Raw genomic sequence first — 14891 nt, 5'->3', positions numbered from 1 at the left:
CGAAGGAAAGGCGAGACGGGAACGTCACCGCATGCCTTTTGAGCCGGAAGCGGTCGCCATGAGGTCGTGTTGCCCTGGATGCTGGCGAAGCGCCTGATGGAACTACGGCTGCTTTGCACAGCGCCCGGGACCGGGCAGCCACGATGGTTCTCTTGCCCTTCGATTGCTCCGAACCATTCCCGTTGTATGTCGCTCGTATAGACGACCGCCCGCTTTTGCGGCCAACCCCTGAAGGGGTAAGACTCGCCCGAAATTTTTGCAAAATTCTATTTAGGTTTTTTGGCTTGGCGGAAAATACAATTTTGCAAAATTTTCAGGCGAGCTGACCGCAGCCGCCGGCCGTCTCTTCGTGCGCCATCGGGAATGGTCCCGAGCAACCGAAGGAGACAATACCATGGCCACCACGATCGCAACCCTGACGCAGAAGACCGACGGCAGCCTCGAAGGCGTTTTCGCCACCATCCGGGTCAACGCACCGATCGCCATTGTCCCGAATGCCCAGAAGGCAAGCGAGGAAGCGCCCGATTTCCGCGTCATCCACCGCCGGACTGGCTTCGAGATCGGCGCGGGCTGGAACCGCATCGCCCGCCAGACCGGCGAGGAATACCTTTCGGTAAAGCTGGAGGCGCCCGAAATCGGTGTGATCTTCGGTAATCTCGCACAGGCCCCCGGTGGCGATCCGGCGAAGAAGGTGATCCTCTGGAACAACCCGAACTGAGCAGGCAGCCGGCCCCGAGCGATCGGGGCCGGCTTCGGCATTTTGGCGCTGACCGATCCGCTTTGTCATGGGAGCGAAAGCGGGCATCGAGCCCCCTTCCGCTCCTCCGGTGCCAAACGAGACCAAACTTTGTCTGCTCAGTTCGTCCAAGGGTGCCATGGCGACTCAAATGCCTCAAGGACGAGCGGTCCCCCCAATTTTCAGCCGCAGCCCCTGCGGGACTGCGTCAGAAAATCGGCTCCCCCACTCGCCGCCTCCGGCGGTCGCGTTCCGCGCTCCTTGACGCCTCCGGCCCGCCATGGCCGCGGGCGGCGTCTTTCACAAACATCAAGGAGATGACCAATGTCGATCGATCAGCACATCGAGGAATTGCGCGCCGAGCTGCGAAATGCCGTCTATCGTAACGAGCGCCGCTGGATTGAGAGGGAGTTGGCGAAGGCACTGACCGAGCGCGAGGCGCTCTGGGCCGAGGAGGCCGTCTGGTGGGCGGAGCAGGAAGGCCGTATCAGCAGCGAGCCGCCCTTTTAAGGGCGGCATTTCCTTGCTCTGGCAAGTGCACAAATGCTGTTAATGCTGTATTTTACAGCAATCTCAACAATGACAGGAGATCGTTATGCCTCGTTCCGTTGGTTCCTATTCGACCAGTGACCTTTCCCGCAAGTCTGGCGACATTATCGCCGAGGCGCTGCGCCATCCCGTCACGATCACCCAGCGCAATAAGCCACGCCTCGTCCTTCTCAGCATTGACGACTACGAGCGGTTGATGCGTCAGTCGGATGCCCGTGCCGTCGGCACGATCGAGACGATGCCCGACAGCCTTTTCGACGAGTTTCAGGGAGCTGTCGAATCCTATGTGCAGGAGGACGAGAAGGGCCGGTTATGAGCTTTGTCGATATCCAGACCGCTACCGTCATCCGCTATGCCTATCTGGCTTTGTCGGCTCGAAGCTGCGAAAAAGGCCAACCTTACGAACGAAAAAAGAACATCCTAAAAAGCTCACGTGGGACATTCCTGAAATTATACACGCTAAGGACAAACCTGGGCCGAGTAGAAATGGAACAGAAAACCAACACAAGCGGCAGTGAGGTCTGGCCAATCTCCTAACATTCGCGACGAAATCGACAATGCTGATTTTGCAGGAGAAAATCTGTCGCAAAAGTCGGGTGCGAAAGTCAAAGTTTCGCGACTGATATTTGCGACAGCTTGGTGGCCTACCTCGATGCGACGACGACCACGCCAGCGCCGACCATGACACCCCCGGCTGTCCGGTTCACGCGGCGCACGACAGATGGTGTCCGGAGCAGCTTGCGCGCACGGCCGGCGAGGATGACATGACCGCCGATCACCACGACCTCGACCGCTAGGATCACGGTCGCCAGCACCGCGACATGACCGAGCGTCAGCGAAGCGCCGACCACATTCGGTAGGAGGGCGATGTAGAAAAGAGGCATCTTCGGGTTGCCCAAGTTAAGCGCGACGCCGGTTGCGAAGATCGCAGGCAGGCCGCGCCGCTGCGAAGCAGGTTGCAGGTCCGGCACGACAGGTGCGACCGTCCAAAGTTTGATGCCCATCCAGATCAGATAGGCCGCACCGGCATAGCGCAGGATCGTCATGACGATCCCCATTTCGGCGGCAATGACCGAGAGGCCGAACGCGGAAAGCGTCAGGAAAAGCAGAATGCCGACGACGGTTCCGGCCCCGTAGGCAATGCCAGAGGCCGCGCCGTGTGAGATCGTGCGAGCGACGATCGTCATATTGTCAGGGCCGGGACTGGCGGCGAACACGGAGAATGCCGCCGCGAAGGCAAGTAAGGTCGAAATATCCATGGAACCCCCGAAAGTTATGATTATTTACGGGCTTTCAGGATACGCGGTTTTCTCCGATGCGGAAGGGGATGGAGCGAAAATCAGTATTCCCGCGACGCTGGCTGAAGGGTGGGCACACCCCTAGCAATCGGTCCCGCGCTGTTGGGTGATCGCCATCGCGAACACACCGTTTCCGACGCTCCAGTCCGAATAATCATTCTCGTGCATGAAAATGAAAACATCCTTGGGAGACACCGCCGCCGTCGCTTCGAGGTTTCGGGTAATGGCTGCATAGAGCGCACGCTTCATGGCGTCGCTTCTGCCCCTGCGCATCGTGATTTCCACGACGATCAGATTTTCGGAACGGGCGATGCCGTTGAAGCTCCGGTCATAGAAGAACTCGCCGTCCCTGTATTCAGTCACAAGGTTGAACAGTTCGTCCTTCGGCATTCCGATCCCTTCGACCAAAGCGTCGTGAATACCCTGGACGATACTGCGCTTGCGATGCGGTTCGGTTCCTTGGGGAAGAGCGGTTCTGACAAATGGCATGGTTCAACCTCAATGATTTGACGATTGCACCACTAATCACAATGGAGCTGAGGAAAATATTGACATCTTGGCCGACTTAATGTGAATTTAGATCACATGAAAAATCGTAAAAACTTGCCAGTTGCAGCGTTGCGCGCGTTTGAAGCCGCCGCGCGCCATGGTCGGCTCACGGCCGCTGCGGAGGAACTCGCGGTGACACATGGAGCGATCAGTCGCCACGTCAGCCATCTTGAGGCATTCATCAGTGTGCCGCTTTTCGAAGGCCCTCGAAATCGCCCTAGGCTCACAATGGAAGGCCGTGTGTTCGGCTTCGCCCTAACCGCTGCGTTCGATCAGATTGAGGACGCGATTCGTATTGTCGCGAAGGGCGACGACAGCACGCTGGATGTCGCGTGCCTCAGCACTTTCGCCATGCGTTGGCTAATTCCGCGGCTTCATGACTTTACCGCCAAATATCCGCGTTATGATGTACGGCTCGCGACGGACGATAGGCTACCGCGCACGCTGATCGACGTACAGATTGCGGTTTTGCCGCCGGGCGCCTCGATTCCGGATAACTGCTCGCTCCTGTTTCAAGAGCAACTAGGGCTCGTTGTCGCGCCGTCGGCTGCGACGGGAGAGTTGCATTGCGTTCGGGCCGGCACGGCCACGCTCCCTCGACTGGAAACGCGAACACGCCCCCATGTCTGGCACGAATGGTCGCGCCTCGCGAACCAGGATGAGCAGGACGCAGCCCTTGCAACGAGGATTTTCGACCACTATCACCTGACCATCGAGGCGGCGCTGGGCGGGCTCGGCGCAGCAATAGCGCCGTGGCATCTGGTTGCGGGAGACGTCGTATCCGGTCGGCTGGTCGCGCCCTACGGGTTCTTGCATAGCGACTATCGGTATGTCGTGAAAGTTGAGCGGCCCGGGCGGCGAAAGATAGAGCATTTTGTCGAATGGCTAAAAGAGGCAATCGCGGATTTTCCGGCACCCGCGCCTTGAGCGACATGATCCGACTTTTGCGAGGCACAAATGTCAGGCAGACCGTCCCAAAACTAGCTCCCCGGGGCATCTATTTGGAGTGGGGCAGGTTCACAAGCTGTCAAAGATTGCTGAGGCTACGACAACCTCTGTTCCTGCCAAGCCAGCCGAGCAGAACAAGGTGGTCTCTGCCGCCGACGTCCGTCCGAGCGCTGTTCCCGCGATTATATCAGAGAGTTCCACCACGCGTTGCTCGTTGCCTGAACCGGTGAGGAAGAAGGGCGATGCGTAGGAACGTGTCTGTTCGGAAGAATCGGTTGCTATGATCTTCGCCGCATCGGCAATATCAAGTCCAAGCTCGTATGCCTTTAGGGTCTTCGGGCCGATGGTATTGATATGAGCGCCAAATCTCAAATCGGAAGCGGTGACCACCGGTTGGTTACTGGATGTGGCGCAGATGACTATATCGGCATCACTTACGGCCTCTCTGACGCTCTCTGCAGGTCTTATATCTATACCAAGCTCAAGCTGCATTTCCCGGGCGAAGACGGCGCGATTTATCTCATTACGGCTATAAACCCGAGCGACTGTGATTTCGCGAACTGCAGCGGCAGCTGCGAGTTGGGTGCGCGCTTGGAGTCCACTACCCAACACGCCAACGATATTAGCCTCGGGTGAACTGAGATGCCGAATGGCCAATCCTCCGATCGCACCGGTCCTGATAGCACCCAGCCGCTCCCCGAGGATGATCCTTTTCAGCCTGGCGTCGTCTGCAGACCAGACGGCAACGATCTGGGAGTGTTCGGACCCATCGAATGTCTCGTAAACCCGAAAGCCTGCGAGTGGCCTCTCTCCAAGAATACCACCTACCGTAAAGACCAGATCCCCAATTCCCGGAAACGATACGTGATGTCTTGGCGGCGACACTGCCTTACCATGAGCGCGAGCGAGAAAGGCCCCTTCCACGGCATCGATTGCAACTTTCATGACAGAGCTACCTACCAGGTCCTCGTCTTTCAAGATTATTGTCACGGCAAAAGCTCCAATTCGTCGAATAGTTTGCAACCTCAAGCGGCCTTGAGGTCAATAGTCTCGAATAGAATTACTTTAGCAAGATTCCCCCCTCTGGTGGCTTCATGGTAGAATTTGGTATGGCACATTTATCAGGAATTGACCGTTCCCAGATGCTGCTTCTGCCGGAAGCGGTTGAGGATTATGTTGGCCCGGACAATCCGGTTCGCTTCATCGAGGCTTTCGTTGACGGCCTCGATCTCGAAGCCGCTCGCTTTGTGAGAGTGGCGGCAAAGGAGACTGGTCGTCCGGGCTTTGATCCTGCCGATCTCCTTAAGTTGTACGTCTATGGTTACGTCAACTGCGTGCGATCGAGCCGCCGGCTGGAGGCGGAGTGCCATCGCAACATCGAGGTGATTTGGCTTCTGCGCCACCTGAAGCCGGATTTTCGCACTATAGCGGCATTCTGGAAGATCAACCGGTCTGCATTTCGGCAGGTGTTCCGGGAGTTCGTCATCCTGTGCCGCCAGCTCGATCTGTTTGGGAAAGAGCTTCTGGCAGTCGATGGCACGCGCATCAAGGCGGTCAACAACAAGGATAGCAACTTTACACGCGGCGCGCTGACCAAGTTCATCAGCGAGGCGGATGAGAAGTTGGCCGACTACATGAAGCGGCTCGATGAAAGCGACGCCGACGAAGAGAAGCTGGGTAACGGCAATGGCTGTGGTGCCGGCGGTGGCAAACTTGCGGAGAAGATTGCGGCTATCAAAGGCAAGCGCGATCGTCACCGCACCTTCTGAACCAAATATGGATGCCAAAGTGTTCAACAGTGCCTTATCGGACTCGTTGAACATCGAAATCAGAAAAATCTCGATGCCAACAGAGTTCCGGCACTGAACAGCGCAGACCATCATTCATCCAGAGAGTTTTTGGACGGTCTGCAGGATTTCTGCGACGGAGCCCCACTCGTTTTCGCTGCGATGATCGGCCCCACGCCGGGTATCGCTGTCAGGCGCCGAGCGCTGTCGTCTTTTCTCACCGCCTCAAGGATCTTTCGATCGAGCCTTTCAATGCGTGCCGTCACCGTCTCGATTTGCTCGACGAGCTCTTCCAAAGCCATTCGCGCTTCAACCGGCAGTCTCAGGTCACTGTCGTCGCGCACTATGGCGGCAAGGCATGATTCCGACCAGACTGGTCGCTCTGACAATGCCCAGTTCGGCAAGATGAGCTCTCAAGGCGTTGATTGCCTGAGTGCGCTGACGGATGGGCAGATCTCGTGCTTTGAGCACCATTCCGGCAGCCTGCTCGTCCGGTGTTTTTGCCGGCACGTAGCGCATGGTCGACCTGGTGACTGCCTCGCAAATAGCTTCGGCGTCTGCCGCGTCAGTTTTGTTGCGTTTGAGGTAGGCTTCACATAGGCAGGCGGCATCAACCGAACCCTATGCCCCAGAGCCTGAATTTCCCCGAGCCCAATAATGCGCGCTGCCACAGGCTTGTGCGAAAGAAGTCCAGCACCTGAGACCGGCGGAGCGCGCGACGCACAATCACACTTCCATCCGAAGCAATGCCGTGAACCTGAAAAACGGTTTTGGCCAAATCCAGCCCGACTGTGGTAATCTTTTCCATGGAGCGGTCCTTCTTCTTTGTGGCGTTTAAACACGACCACGTTAGGCACTTGATGCCGTTTGAGAAGGGCCGTTCCACCTCATCAGCTTCGAGCCGACAGGGCCTATCTGTGGGCGCGGCAGGCCCGCGCGGGAGAGACCGAAGGGCGCAAGGACCGGCCGGTCACCGTTGGTGTCCGGCTTCATCGCATGGATGGTGATTTTGTGCTTTTCTTTCCGATCACCACCAAGGAGCCTGAGAAGTCGCGGTTTGCCCCCGAGATTCCCGACATCGAGAAACGTCGTGCAGGTCTCGACGCCGACCGGCGTCTCTGGATCATTCTCGATGAATTCAATACAGATATTGTCGGCAGATCTTTCTATCTGGAGCCGGAACCGCCGGTCGGGCGCTTCAGCAAGGCTTTCTTCCTGCCGCTCCTGCGTGAGTTCATCGCCCGCCGCAAGGATCTCACAGAGATTAGCCGTTTCCGGTAGCGTCAATGGTGCGATAACCGCGGCGGCGCTTTATCCGCGCGAGGCGCTCGAATGCCTGCGCCGCCTCGTCCTTTCCGTCGAAGGTCTCCATCTTCGACTGGCCATTTGCGCCGATACGGCCCCAGTTTCGGATGACCGAAGCCCCACCGAACAGCGTCGGCTGAATGGCGATAGAGTAGTACCGCCGCATATTCTGCGACTGGTCGATGCGGCGAAGATGAACTGTTGCTGTATCTTTGTCCTTCATGGCCGGAGTCTCGCTTTCTTTGGAAGCAGCGTCCAACGACTTCCTTGAATCAATCCGGCCCGACCGATTCATTGCGGTGATGATTTGTGGGTTTGTTCTGCAGAAGTGTGCCGGTTGCTCCCGAAAAAAAGAGTGGGCGAGGCCTTCGGGCACGGTTCAGCACTTACTACGGGTCGAGCTTGACGAAACGATTGGCCCTGGCGGCCGCGTCCATGTCCTTTCGCCGAAAATAGATCGCGCGACCGCAGCGGATCGGGCTATGCCCCTGCACGATGATGATCTGCTCGTCCTTGCGCATCGACTGCGTGATTTCGTGCGGCATGATGAGCGGCCGCCGCTGGAAATTCACATTCTCCGATTTGCGCGACGCGCTGTTCTTCATATCCCAGCCGATGTTGCGGGAACTGCCCTTGACCTCGACCGTCATTTCTCCGCATTGCGCCGAGACGTTGCGCGCCGTGTCGAGCGCCTTGATCGCGGCGTAACTTGCGAAGGCGCAGCCATCGATCCATGACACCGCGCCGTCCTTCCCGAAATGCCGCTCAAGCTGACCGACCGACTGATACATCAGCATCATCGATATCCCGTACTTGCGGCCGCGATCGCGCGCCTCTTCGAGAACGCGCATGTAGCCGAGCAGGTCGACCTCATCGAGCATGAACAGCGCTCGGCGTTTGAACCCGCCGTCGGCCTCAATCATCGCATTGATCAGCGCGCCGATGATTACCCGGCCGATACCCGGATAGGAGCGCAGGATCGGCGCAGGGATATTCAGGAAGACGTCCTTCTTTCCTCTGACGATATCGCTCGATTTGAAGGCATTGCCACACACCAGTGCGGCGTAGCTGTCGAGCGACAGCCATTGCGTATCCTTCGACGCCGTCGAATAGACGCCTGAGAATGTCTGCTCGGTCATGTTGGTGAAGACGCCCAGGGTTTCGCGGATGAAGACTGAGGCCGAATTCTCCTGAATGTCGCGCAGCATGGCGAGCACCGACGGCTCAGGTTCGGAAACGATCTGGCGCAGGCTGCGTAGGTTTCGCCTTCCGGCATAGTCCGGCGACAGCACAACGTGGGCGAGCAGCCCGGTCAGAAGATTGTGCGCCTGGCTCTGGAAGTACGAGCCGGTCGAACTTTCGAAGCGCATGCTCTCCGACAGGAGCATATGGGCGACGCCGACGATATCTTCTTCCTTTTGCTTCGACGTCTCGATGCCGTCGAGCACGTTGAAGCCCATGATCGGGTTCGTCGGATCGAGCACCATGACCTCGCGGCCGAGGACGCGGGTGCGATGCTCGACCACCATGGGCGCTACCTCGGTTGACGGATCGAGGCAGATCAACGGCCCGGTGTAGCGCAGTGCCGTCGGCACGACATTGCTGGTTGTCTTGTATCCACCCGATCCGGCGAAGAAGAGCATATGGGTGGAATCGAAGTCTTGCTTATAAGTGAGGAGCGGGGCCTTGCCGCCCTGTCCCCATGTCGAGCGATCGTTCGGATCGAAGGGCAGCTCATGGACGATTGCCTTGTCGACGCGGTAACGCTCGCCGACGACAATTTCGCCATCCGGCGGAAAGAGGTTTCCCGTGGCGGACATCGAAAGCCAGTCGGCGTCGCCGAAGGTTGCCCGCCGCGCGCGTTTGACCTGTTCGGGCACGACGGTGGAGATGCGGGCCGAGGCCGCGACCGCCATGAACCCGCACAGCGCTCCCACCACGACCACCATGTCGAGATAGGAAAGCGCATAGTCCAAACTGACGATCCCGCGCTCGACGGAAGGAGCGAGACGTCCGTATTCTCGCAAGGCATAGAAGCCGACGACGCCGAGAAAGCACAAGAGGCTCACCATGGCGATCGGTCGCCGACGATGCATGGGTAGCGCCCAAACCGTCAACAGGCCGGCGAGCGGTCCGAACAGAAGCGCCGGTAACGGAGCTGCGCGTAGGAACCAGTATTCGGTCTTGCCGGCCATGCCAGTCGCCAGTCCTGCCCATCGCCAGCCGACGATATGGACGGTGATCGCCGTGACCACGATCGGTACGAGCATGAGCAAAAGACTAGGATGCAGCTTTCCCTTCAATGCCACTCCAGCATCTCCCCGGCGCGCGCGACCTCTCCCTCGAGTGCCGGGGCCTTGAACGCTTCTCCGCCGATATCGCGCAGCCGCCGGTGTTCGGGAGAGCCCGCCGTCACGCGCGCGAGTTCAAGCAGACCGCCGAGCAGAAATGCCCGGTCGGCTTTCGACAGGCCTGCCTTGACGACGATGCCGCCAAGCAGGAATTTTTCCCGGGCTTCTTGTTTCCGGTCAGCCGTCATTTGAAACCGCCTGCGGCGTTCCAGCCCCACCATCTGCTGGTCGACGCGCCGGAGCAGATGCGCCAGCAACCCCCTTTTTCCCCTCTTTGCGAAATCGTGCGGCGATCTCTTCGAAGATGCGATCGACCTCCTCGTCAGCGATCTCCATCTCCGCTAGCCCCGACTTCGTGGCGGCCCGGGCGAAGCGCTCGGCGGATTTAACTATCAGAGAACGCCTGCGTTCGCGCAGCTTCTCGATCTGAACATCGATATCCAGAATTGACGATTTCGCGGCCATCCACGGTTCCTTTTCCCTGCAACAAAGTTCCGATTTCCTTTTTAACTAACTAGAATACGATAGTCAAATAAGCTACCTTGTGCAAGCCCCCAAAACGTCGATGCCGGAAATCCGGCTTGGGCCGTCTTCCGGAAAAGCGGTATCGGCCCTTCGGTTCGATCGGTTTAAGGGCGCAATATACGTCGCTGTCGCGACGTGCCTGAGAGGTTCGGAGGCCAGTCGTGGCGATCATGTTCGTCAGAGCGCAGGTGATCGGAAGGGGAGCGGGGCGCAGCATCGTCTCGGCAGCCGCCTACCGTCATCGTGCCCGGATGATGGACGAGCAGGCTGGAACGTCCTTCAGCTATCGGGGAGGGGCGTCCGAACTCGTGCATGAGGAGTTGGCGCTGCCCGATCAGATACCCGCCTGGCTGAAGACCGCCATCGACGGTCGCTCCGTCGCCAGCGCCAGCGAGGCCTTTTGGAATGCGGTTGACGCCTTTGAGACGCGAGCGGACGCGCAGCTTGCCCGGGAACTCATCATCGCTCTTCCGGAGGAACTGACGCGGGCAGAGAATATCGCTCTGGTGCGCGAGTTCGTGCAGGAGAATTTTACATCGAGGGGGATGGTCGTGGATTGGGTCTATCACGACAAAGACGGAAATCCGCACATCCATCTGATGACAACGCTCCGACTGCTGACGGAGGAGGGATTCGGAGCGAAAAAGGTTGCCGTTCTGGGAGAGGATGGCAATCCGCTGCGCGTTGTCACACCGGACCGCCCGAACGGCAAGATCGTCTACAAGCTCTGGGCCGGCGATAAGGAAACCATGAAGGCATGGAAAATTGCCTGGGCGGAGACCGCCAACCGACATCTGGCGCTTGCCGGCCATGAGATCCGTCTCGATGGGCGCTCCTATGCCGAACAGGGTCTCGACGGGATCGCGCAAAAACATCTCGGCCCGGAGAAGGCGGCACTCGCCCGCAAGGGCGTCGAGATGTATTTTGCGCCGGCCGATCTTGCCCGGCGTCAGGACATGGCGGATCGGTTGCTGGTGGAACCGGAGCTTCTGCTGAAGCAGCTCGGCAATGAGCGCTCGACGTTCGACGAAAAGGATATCGCCAGGGCGCTGCATCGCTATGTCGACGATCCCGTCGATTTCGCCAATATCCGGGCGCGCCTGATGGCGTCGGACGATCTCGTGACCCTGAAGCCGCAGGTGTTCGACCCTGAGAGTGGAAAGGCGGCGGAACCGGCCGTCTTCACGACGCGCAATATGCTGCGCATCGAATATGGCATGGCGCAGTCGGCGCGCATTTTTTCCGAGCGCAAAGGTTTCGGGGTTTCTTCGCGGAAAGTTGCTGCCGCGGTCGATACCGTTGAGACCGCCGATCCGGAAAAGCGGTTCCGGCTCGACGCGGAGCAGGTCGATGGGGTCCGTCATGTCACGGGCGAGAGCGGTATCGCGGCGGTGGTCGGTCTTGCCGGTGCGGGCAAGTCGACGCTGCTGGCGGCGGCGCGCGTTGCTTGGGAAAGCGACGGTCGCCGTGTCGTCGGAGCAGCGCTTGCCGGCAAGGCGGCCGAAGGGCTGGAAGACAGTTCCGGCATCAAGTCACGCACGCTGGCGTCATGGGAACTGGCTTGGGCGAGCGGGCGCGATTTGCTGGAGCGCGGCAATGTGCTGGTCATCGATGAGGCTGGCATGGTGTCGTCGCAGCAGATGGCGCGCGTGCTGAAGGCCGCCGAGGAAGCTGAGGCGAAAGTCGTTCTGGTCGGTGATGCCATGCAGTTGCAGCCGATCCAGGCCGGTGCTGCGTTCCGGGCCATATCGGAGCGGATCGGCTTTGCCGAACTCGCCGGCGTTCGTCGCCAGCGCGAACAATGGGCGCGCGACGCCTCCCGGCTCTTTGCACGCGGTGAGGTCGAGAAAGGCCTCGACGCCTATGCCCAGCACGGCCATCTGGTCGAGGCGGACACGCGCGATGAGATTGTCGCCAGGATGGTTGCCGACTGGACGGAGGCGCGCAACCGGGCGATCGAGGCTTCCGTTTTGCAGGGCAGGGAAGGCCGCCTTCGCGGCGACGAGCTGCTCTTACTCGCCCATACCAACGAGGACGTGAAGCGCCTGAACGAGGCGCTGCGATCGGTGATGATCGACGCCGGCGCGCTTGGTGATTGTCGCTCTTTTCGGACAGAGCGTGGCGAGCGGGAGTTTGCCGCTGGTGACCGGATCATCTTTCTGGAAAATGCCTGTTTCGTGGAACCCCGCGCCAAAAGCCTCGGTCCGCAATATGTGAAGAACGGCATGCTTGGCACGGTCGTTTCCACCAGCGACAAACGAGGCGATGCCTTGTTGTCCGTCCGTCTCGACAATCGCCGCGATGTTATGATCAGCGAAAACAGCTATCGCAATGTCGATCATGGCTATGCCGCCACCATCCACAAATCCCAAGGGTCGACCGTCGATCGGACCTTGGTGCTCGCCACCGGCATGATGGACCAGCACCTGACCTATGTATCGATGACGCGGCATCGCGACGGCGCCGACCTCTATGCCGCGAAAGAGGATTTCGAGCCGAAGCCGGAATGGGGATGGAAGCCGCGCGCCGATCATGCGGCTGGCGTAACCGGCGAACTCGTGGAAACGGGAGAAGCAAAGTTCCGGCCCGATGACGAGGATGTGGATGAGAGCCCCTATGCCGACGTCAGGACGGATGACGGAACCGTCCACCGTCTCTGGGGCGTGAGCCTGCCGAAAGCGCTGGAAAAGGGGGGCGTCTCGGAGGGCGACACCGTGACGCTGCGCAAGGATGGTGTCGAAAAGGTCAAGGTCGAGATTACGGTCGTTGACGAGAAGACCGGCGAGAAGCGGGCCGAGGAACGCGAGGTCGACCGCAACGTCTGGACGGCCAAGCAGATCGAAGCCGCGGAAGTACGCCAGGAGCGCATCGAGAAGGAGAGCCACCGGCCGGAACTGTTTGGGCGTCTAATCGAGCGCCTGTCGCGCTCCGGCGCGAAAACCACGACACTCGATTTCGAGAGCGAGGAAAGCTACCGGGCGCATGCGCAGGATTTCGCGCGACGGCGCGGGCTCGATACGCTCTCCCAGGCTGCAGCCGGAATGGAGGACGGCGCTTCTCGGCGGCTGGCCTGGGTTGTGGAAAAGCGGGAGCTGGTGGCGAAGCTCTGGGAGCGCGCGAGCGTGGCGTTCGGGTTCGCGATCGAGCGGGAACGGCGTGCCGCCTACAATGAGGACCGGGCGCAAACTGTTGCTGAAGGAGTTCCAGTCAGCGGCCATTATCTGGTCCCACCCACCACCCAATTCGCTCGCGGTGTGGATGAGGATGCGCGGCTGGCGCAGCTTTCATCGCCGGCCTGGATGGACCGGGAAGCGATCCTGCGGCCCTTGCTGGAGAAAATCTACCGCGATCCGGTGGCCGCCCTCTCGACCCTCAATGCCCTGGCGTCTGACGGTGGCGTTGAACCTCGGACGCTTGCCGAGGATCTTGCCGCAGCACCGGATCGGCTCGGCCGACTGCGCGGTTCTGATCTGGTGGTCGACGGACGCATAGCCCGCAATGAGCGCGCGGACGCGATGGCCGCTCTGAGGGAATTGCTGCCCTTGGCGCGCGCCCATGCCACGGAATTCCGCCGGAAGGTCGAGCGCTTCGGTATCCGCGAACAGCAACGACGCGCCCATACGTCCCTGTCGATCCCGATGCTGTCGAAGCCGGCAATGGCACGCCTCGTCGAAATCGAGAGAATCCGCGAACGGGGCGGGGACGATGCCTACAAGACCGCTTTCGCCTATGCCGTCGAGGACCGCCAACTGGTTCAGGAGGTCAAGGCCGTCAACGACGCCTTGACTGCACGCTTCGGCTGGAGCGCCTTCACCGCGAAGGCCGATGTGATTGCCCAGCGTAACATCACCGAACGTATGCCGGAAGATCTTGCGCCGGAGCGCCGGGAGAAAATCCTCCGCCTGTTCGCCGCCGTCAGGCGTTTTTCCGAGGAACAGCATTTGGCCGAAAAACAGGACCGTTCTAAGATCGTTGCCGGCGCGAGCGTCGAGGTAGGACAGGAAGCGATACCCATGTTGCCGATGCTCGCCGCCGTGACCGAGTTCCAGACGCCGGTGGAAGAAGAAGCGCGCAACCGTGCTAGCACGGTCGCGCACTATCGTCACCATCGCGCAGCCCTTGCCGAGACCGCGACGCTCATCTGGCGCGATCCTGCAGGCGCGGTCGGAAAGATCGAGGAGCTTGTCGGACAGGGCTTTGCTGGCGAGCGGATCGCCGCGGCGGTCAGCAACGATCCCTCTGCCTATGGTGCGCTGCGTGGCTCCGATCGCCTGATGGACAGGCTGCTCGCCCCCGGTCGCGAGCGCAAGGAAGCGCTCCAGGCCGTACCGGAAGTTGCCACCCGCGTGCATTCGCTCGGCGCGTCGTGGGCGACAGCCCTTGATGCGGAGACACGAGCTGTCACCGAGGAGCGCCGGCGCATGGCGGTTGCCATCCCAGGGCTGTCGCAGGTGGCCGAGGATGCCCTCCGGAAATTGGTGGCAGATGTGAACAGGCAGAACAAGGACAAGGAAAAGAACGCCAGGCGCGGTGTTGCTGCGGGTTCACTCGAGCCACGTGTCGTCCGGGAGTTTGCAGAGGTCAGCCGGGCGCTCGACGAGCGTTTCGGCCGGAATGCGATCCTGAGGGGTGAGAAGGATACCGGCAATCTCGTCTCACCGGTGCAACGCCGCGCCTTCGAGGCGATGCGGGACCGTCTGCAGGTGCTGCAGCAGGCGGTGCGGGCAGAAAGCACTCAGAACATTATCGCCGAGCGCCAGCGTCGCACGATCGAACGAGGCCGTGTTTTCACCCGATAGGAATCGGCGGGACGGGATCGAAACGTTTGGTGGAAGATCACAAA

Annotated in this window: 14 protein-coding genes and 1 pseudogene; 7 read left to right on the top strand and 8 right to left on the bottom strand. The window is 59.9% G+C overall.

Translation table 11 applies throughout. From position 1 onward, the window contains the following. Nucleotides 1–394: 394 nt before the first annotated feature. The 3 genes from I3J13_RS20470 to I3J13_RS20460 all read left to right on the top strand — a co-directional run bounded on the left by I3J13_RS20470 (nucleotide 395) and on the right by I3J13_RS20460 (nucleotide 1601). Nucleotides 395–718 carry a DUF736 domain-containing protein gene (locus I3J13_RS20470; protein WP_080855056.1) on the top strand — a complete coding sequence of 108 codons (324 nt, stop codon included), beginning with the start codon at nucleotides 395–397 and terminating at the stop codon, nucleotides 716–718. A 342-nt stretch (nucleotides 719–1060) separates the two neighbouring features. After that, nucleotides 1061–1246: a hypothetical protein gene (locus tag I3J13_RS20465; protein ID WP_196380026.1), complete on the top strand. Its 186-nt coding sequence runs from the start codon at nucleotides 1061–1063 to the stop codon at nucleotides 1244–1246. A gap of 85 nt (nucleotides 1247–1331) precedes the next feature. Beyond that, nucleotides 1332–1601 (top strand): type II toxin-antitoxin system prevent-host-death family antitoxin, encoded by a 270-nt coding sequence (locus I3J13_RS20460; protein WP_196380025.1) that lies wholly within the window; start codon nucleotides 1332–1334, stop codon nucleotides 1599–1601. A 328-nt stretch (nucleotides 1602–1929) separates the two neighbouring features. Here I3J13_RS20460 and I3J13_RS20455 read toward each other — a convergent pair whose 3' ends face one another. Beyond that, on the bottom strand, nucleotides 1930–2544 hold the full coding sequence (locus I3J13_RS20455) for a LysE family translocator (RefSeq protein ID WP_196380024.1): 615 nt from the start codon (nucleotides 2542–2544) through the stop codon (nucleotides 1930–1932). Nucleotides 2545–2664: 120 nt separating this feature from the next. Next, nucleotides 2665–3072: a tautomerase family protein gene (locus I3J13_RS20450; RefSeq protein ID WP_196380023.1), complete on the bottom strand. Its 408-nt coding sequence runs from the start codon at nucleotides 3070–3072 to the stop codon at nucleotides 2665–2667. A gap of 96 nt (nucleotides 3073–3168) precedes the next feature. On the opposite strand from I3J13_RS20450, the gene I3J13_RS20445 reads away from it, so the two are divergent. Then, nucleotides 3169–4059, top strand: a complete 891-nt coding sequence (locus tag I3J13_RS20445; RefSeq protein ID WP_196380022.1) for a LysR substrate-binding domain-containing protein — start codon at nucleotides 3169–3171, stop codon at nucleotides 4057–4059. 90 nt (nucleotides 4060–4149) lie between these two features. Here the strand turns inward: I3J13_RS20445 and I3J13_RS20440 are convergent, their stop codons facing one another. Beyond that, on the bottom strand, nucleotides 4150–5070 hold the full coding sequence (locus tag I3J13_RS20440) for an ornithine cyclodeaminase family protein (RefSeq protein ID WP_196380021.1): 921 nt from the start codon (nucleotides 5068–5070) through the stop codon (nucleotides 4150–4152). A gap of 104 nt (nucleotides 5071–5174) precedes the next feature. Here I3J13_RS20440 and I3J13_RS20435 point away from each other — a divergent pair, with 104 nt between their 5' ends. Beyond that, on the top strand, nucleotides 5175–5849 hold the full coding sequence (locus I3J13_RS20435; protein ID WP_236001054.1) for a transposase: 675 nt from the start codon (nucleotides 5175–5177) through the stop codon (nucleotides 5847–5849). Between the two features lie 173 nt (nucleotides 5850–6022). On the opposite strand, the pseudogene I3J13_RS25815 reads toward I3J13_RS20435, so the two are convergent. After that, nucleotides 6023–6675, bottom strand: a pseudogene (locus tag I3J13_RS25815) (IS110 family RNA-guided transposase); the annotation flags it as partial. Between the two features lie 59 nt (nucleotides 6676–6734). Between I3J13_RS25815 and I3J13_RS20425 the strand changes: the two are divergent. Further along, the gene (locus I3J13_RS20425) at nucleotides 6735–7148 is read left to right on the top strand and encodes a hypothetical protein (protein WP_196380020.1); all 414 of its coding nucleotides are present in this window, start codon (nucleotides 6735–6737) and stop codon (nucleotides 7146–7148) included. Here I3J13_RS20425 and I3J13_RS20420 read toward each other — a convergent pair. The 4 genes from I3J13_RS20420 to I3J13_RS20405 form a co-directional block, all read right to left on the bottom strand. Further along, complete coding sequence (locus I3J13_RS20420; RefSeq protein ID WP_196380019.1) at nucleotides 7132–7395, bottom strand: WGR domain-containing protein; 264 nt, start codon at nucleotides 7393–7395, stop codon at nucleotides 7132–7134. The genes I3J13_RS20425 and I3J13_RS20420 overlap by 17 nt on opposite strands. A 166-nt stretch (nucleotides 7396–7561) precedes the next feature. Beyond that, on the bottom strand, nucleotides 7562–9481 hold the full coding sequence (traG, locus tag I3J13_RS20415; RefSeq protein WP_196380018.1) for a Ti-type conjugative transfer system protein TraG: 1920 nt from the start codon (nucleotides 9479–9481) through the stop codon (nucleotides 7562–7564). Then, nucleotides 9472–9711, bottom strand: coding sequence for a conjugal transfer protein TraD (locus I3J13_RS20410; RefSeq protein ID WP_196380017.1), 240 nt, complete (start codon nucleotides 9709–9711; stop codon nucleotides 9472–9474). Before I3J13_RS20410 ends, traG begins: the two co-directional genes overlap by 10 nt. Then, a complete protein-coding gene (locus I3J13_RS20405) occupies nucleotides 9701–9988 on the bottom strand; it encodes a TraC family protein (RefSeq protein WP_196380016.1) in 288 nt (95 codons plus the stop codon). Before I3J13_RS20405 ends, I3J13_RS20410 begins: the two co-directional genes overlap by 11 nt. Nucleotides 9989–10209: 221 nt before the next feature. On the opposite strand from I3J13_RS20405, the gene traA reads away from it, so the two are divergent. Continuing rightward, complete coding sequence (traA, locus tag I3J13_RS20400) at nucleotides 10210–14847, top strand: Ti-type conjugative transfer relaxase TraA (RefSeq protein WP_196380015.1); 4638 nt, start codon at nucleotides 10210–10212, stop codon at nucleotides 14845–14847. Nucleotides 14848–14891 lie beyond the last annotated feature (44 nt).

The organism is Agrobacterium leguminum, assembly GCF_015704895.1.
GTDB classification, from domain to species: Bacteria; Pseudomonadota; Alphaproteobacteria; order Rhizobiales; family Rhizobiaceae; genus Agrobacterium; species Agrobacterium leguminum.
Note: the sequence above shows the minus strand (reverse complement) of the source record. Positions and strands in the feature narration are given on the sequence as shown.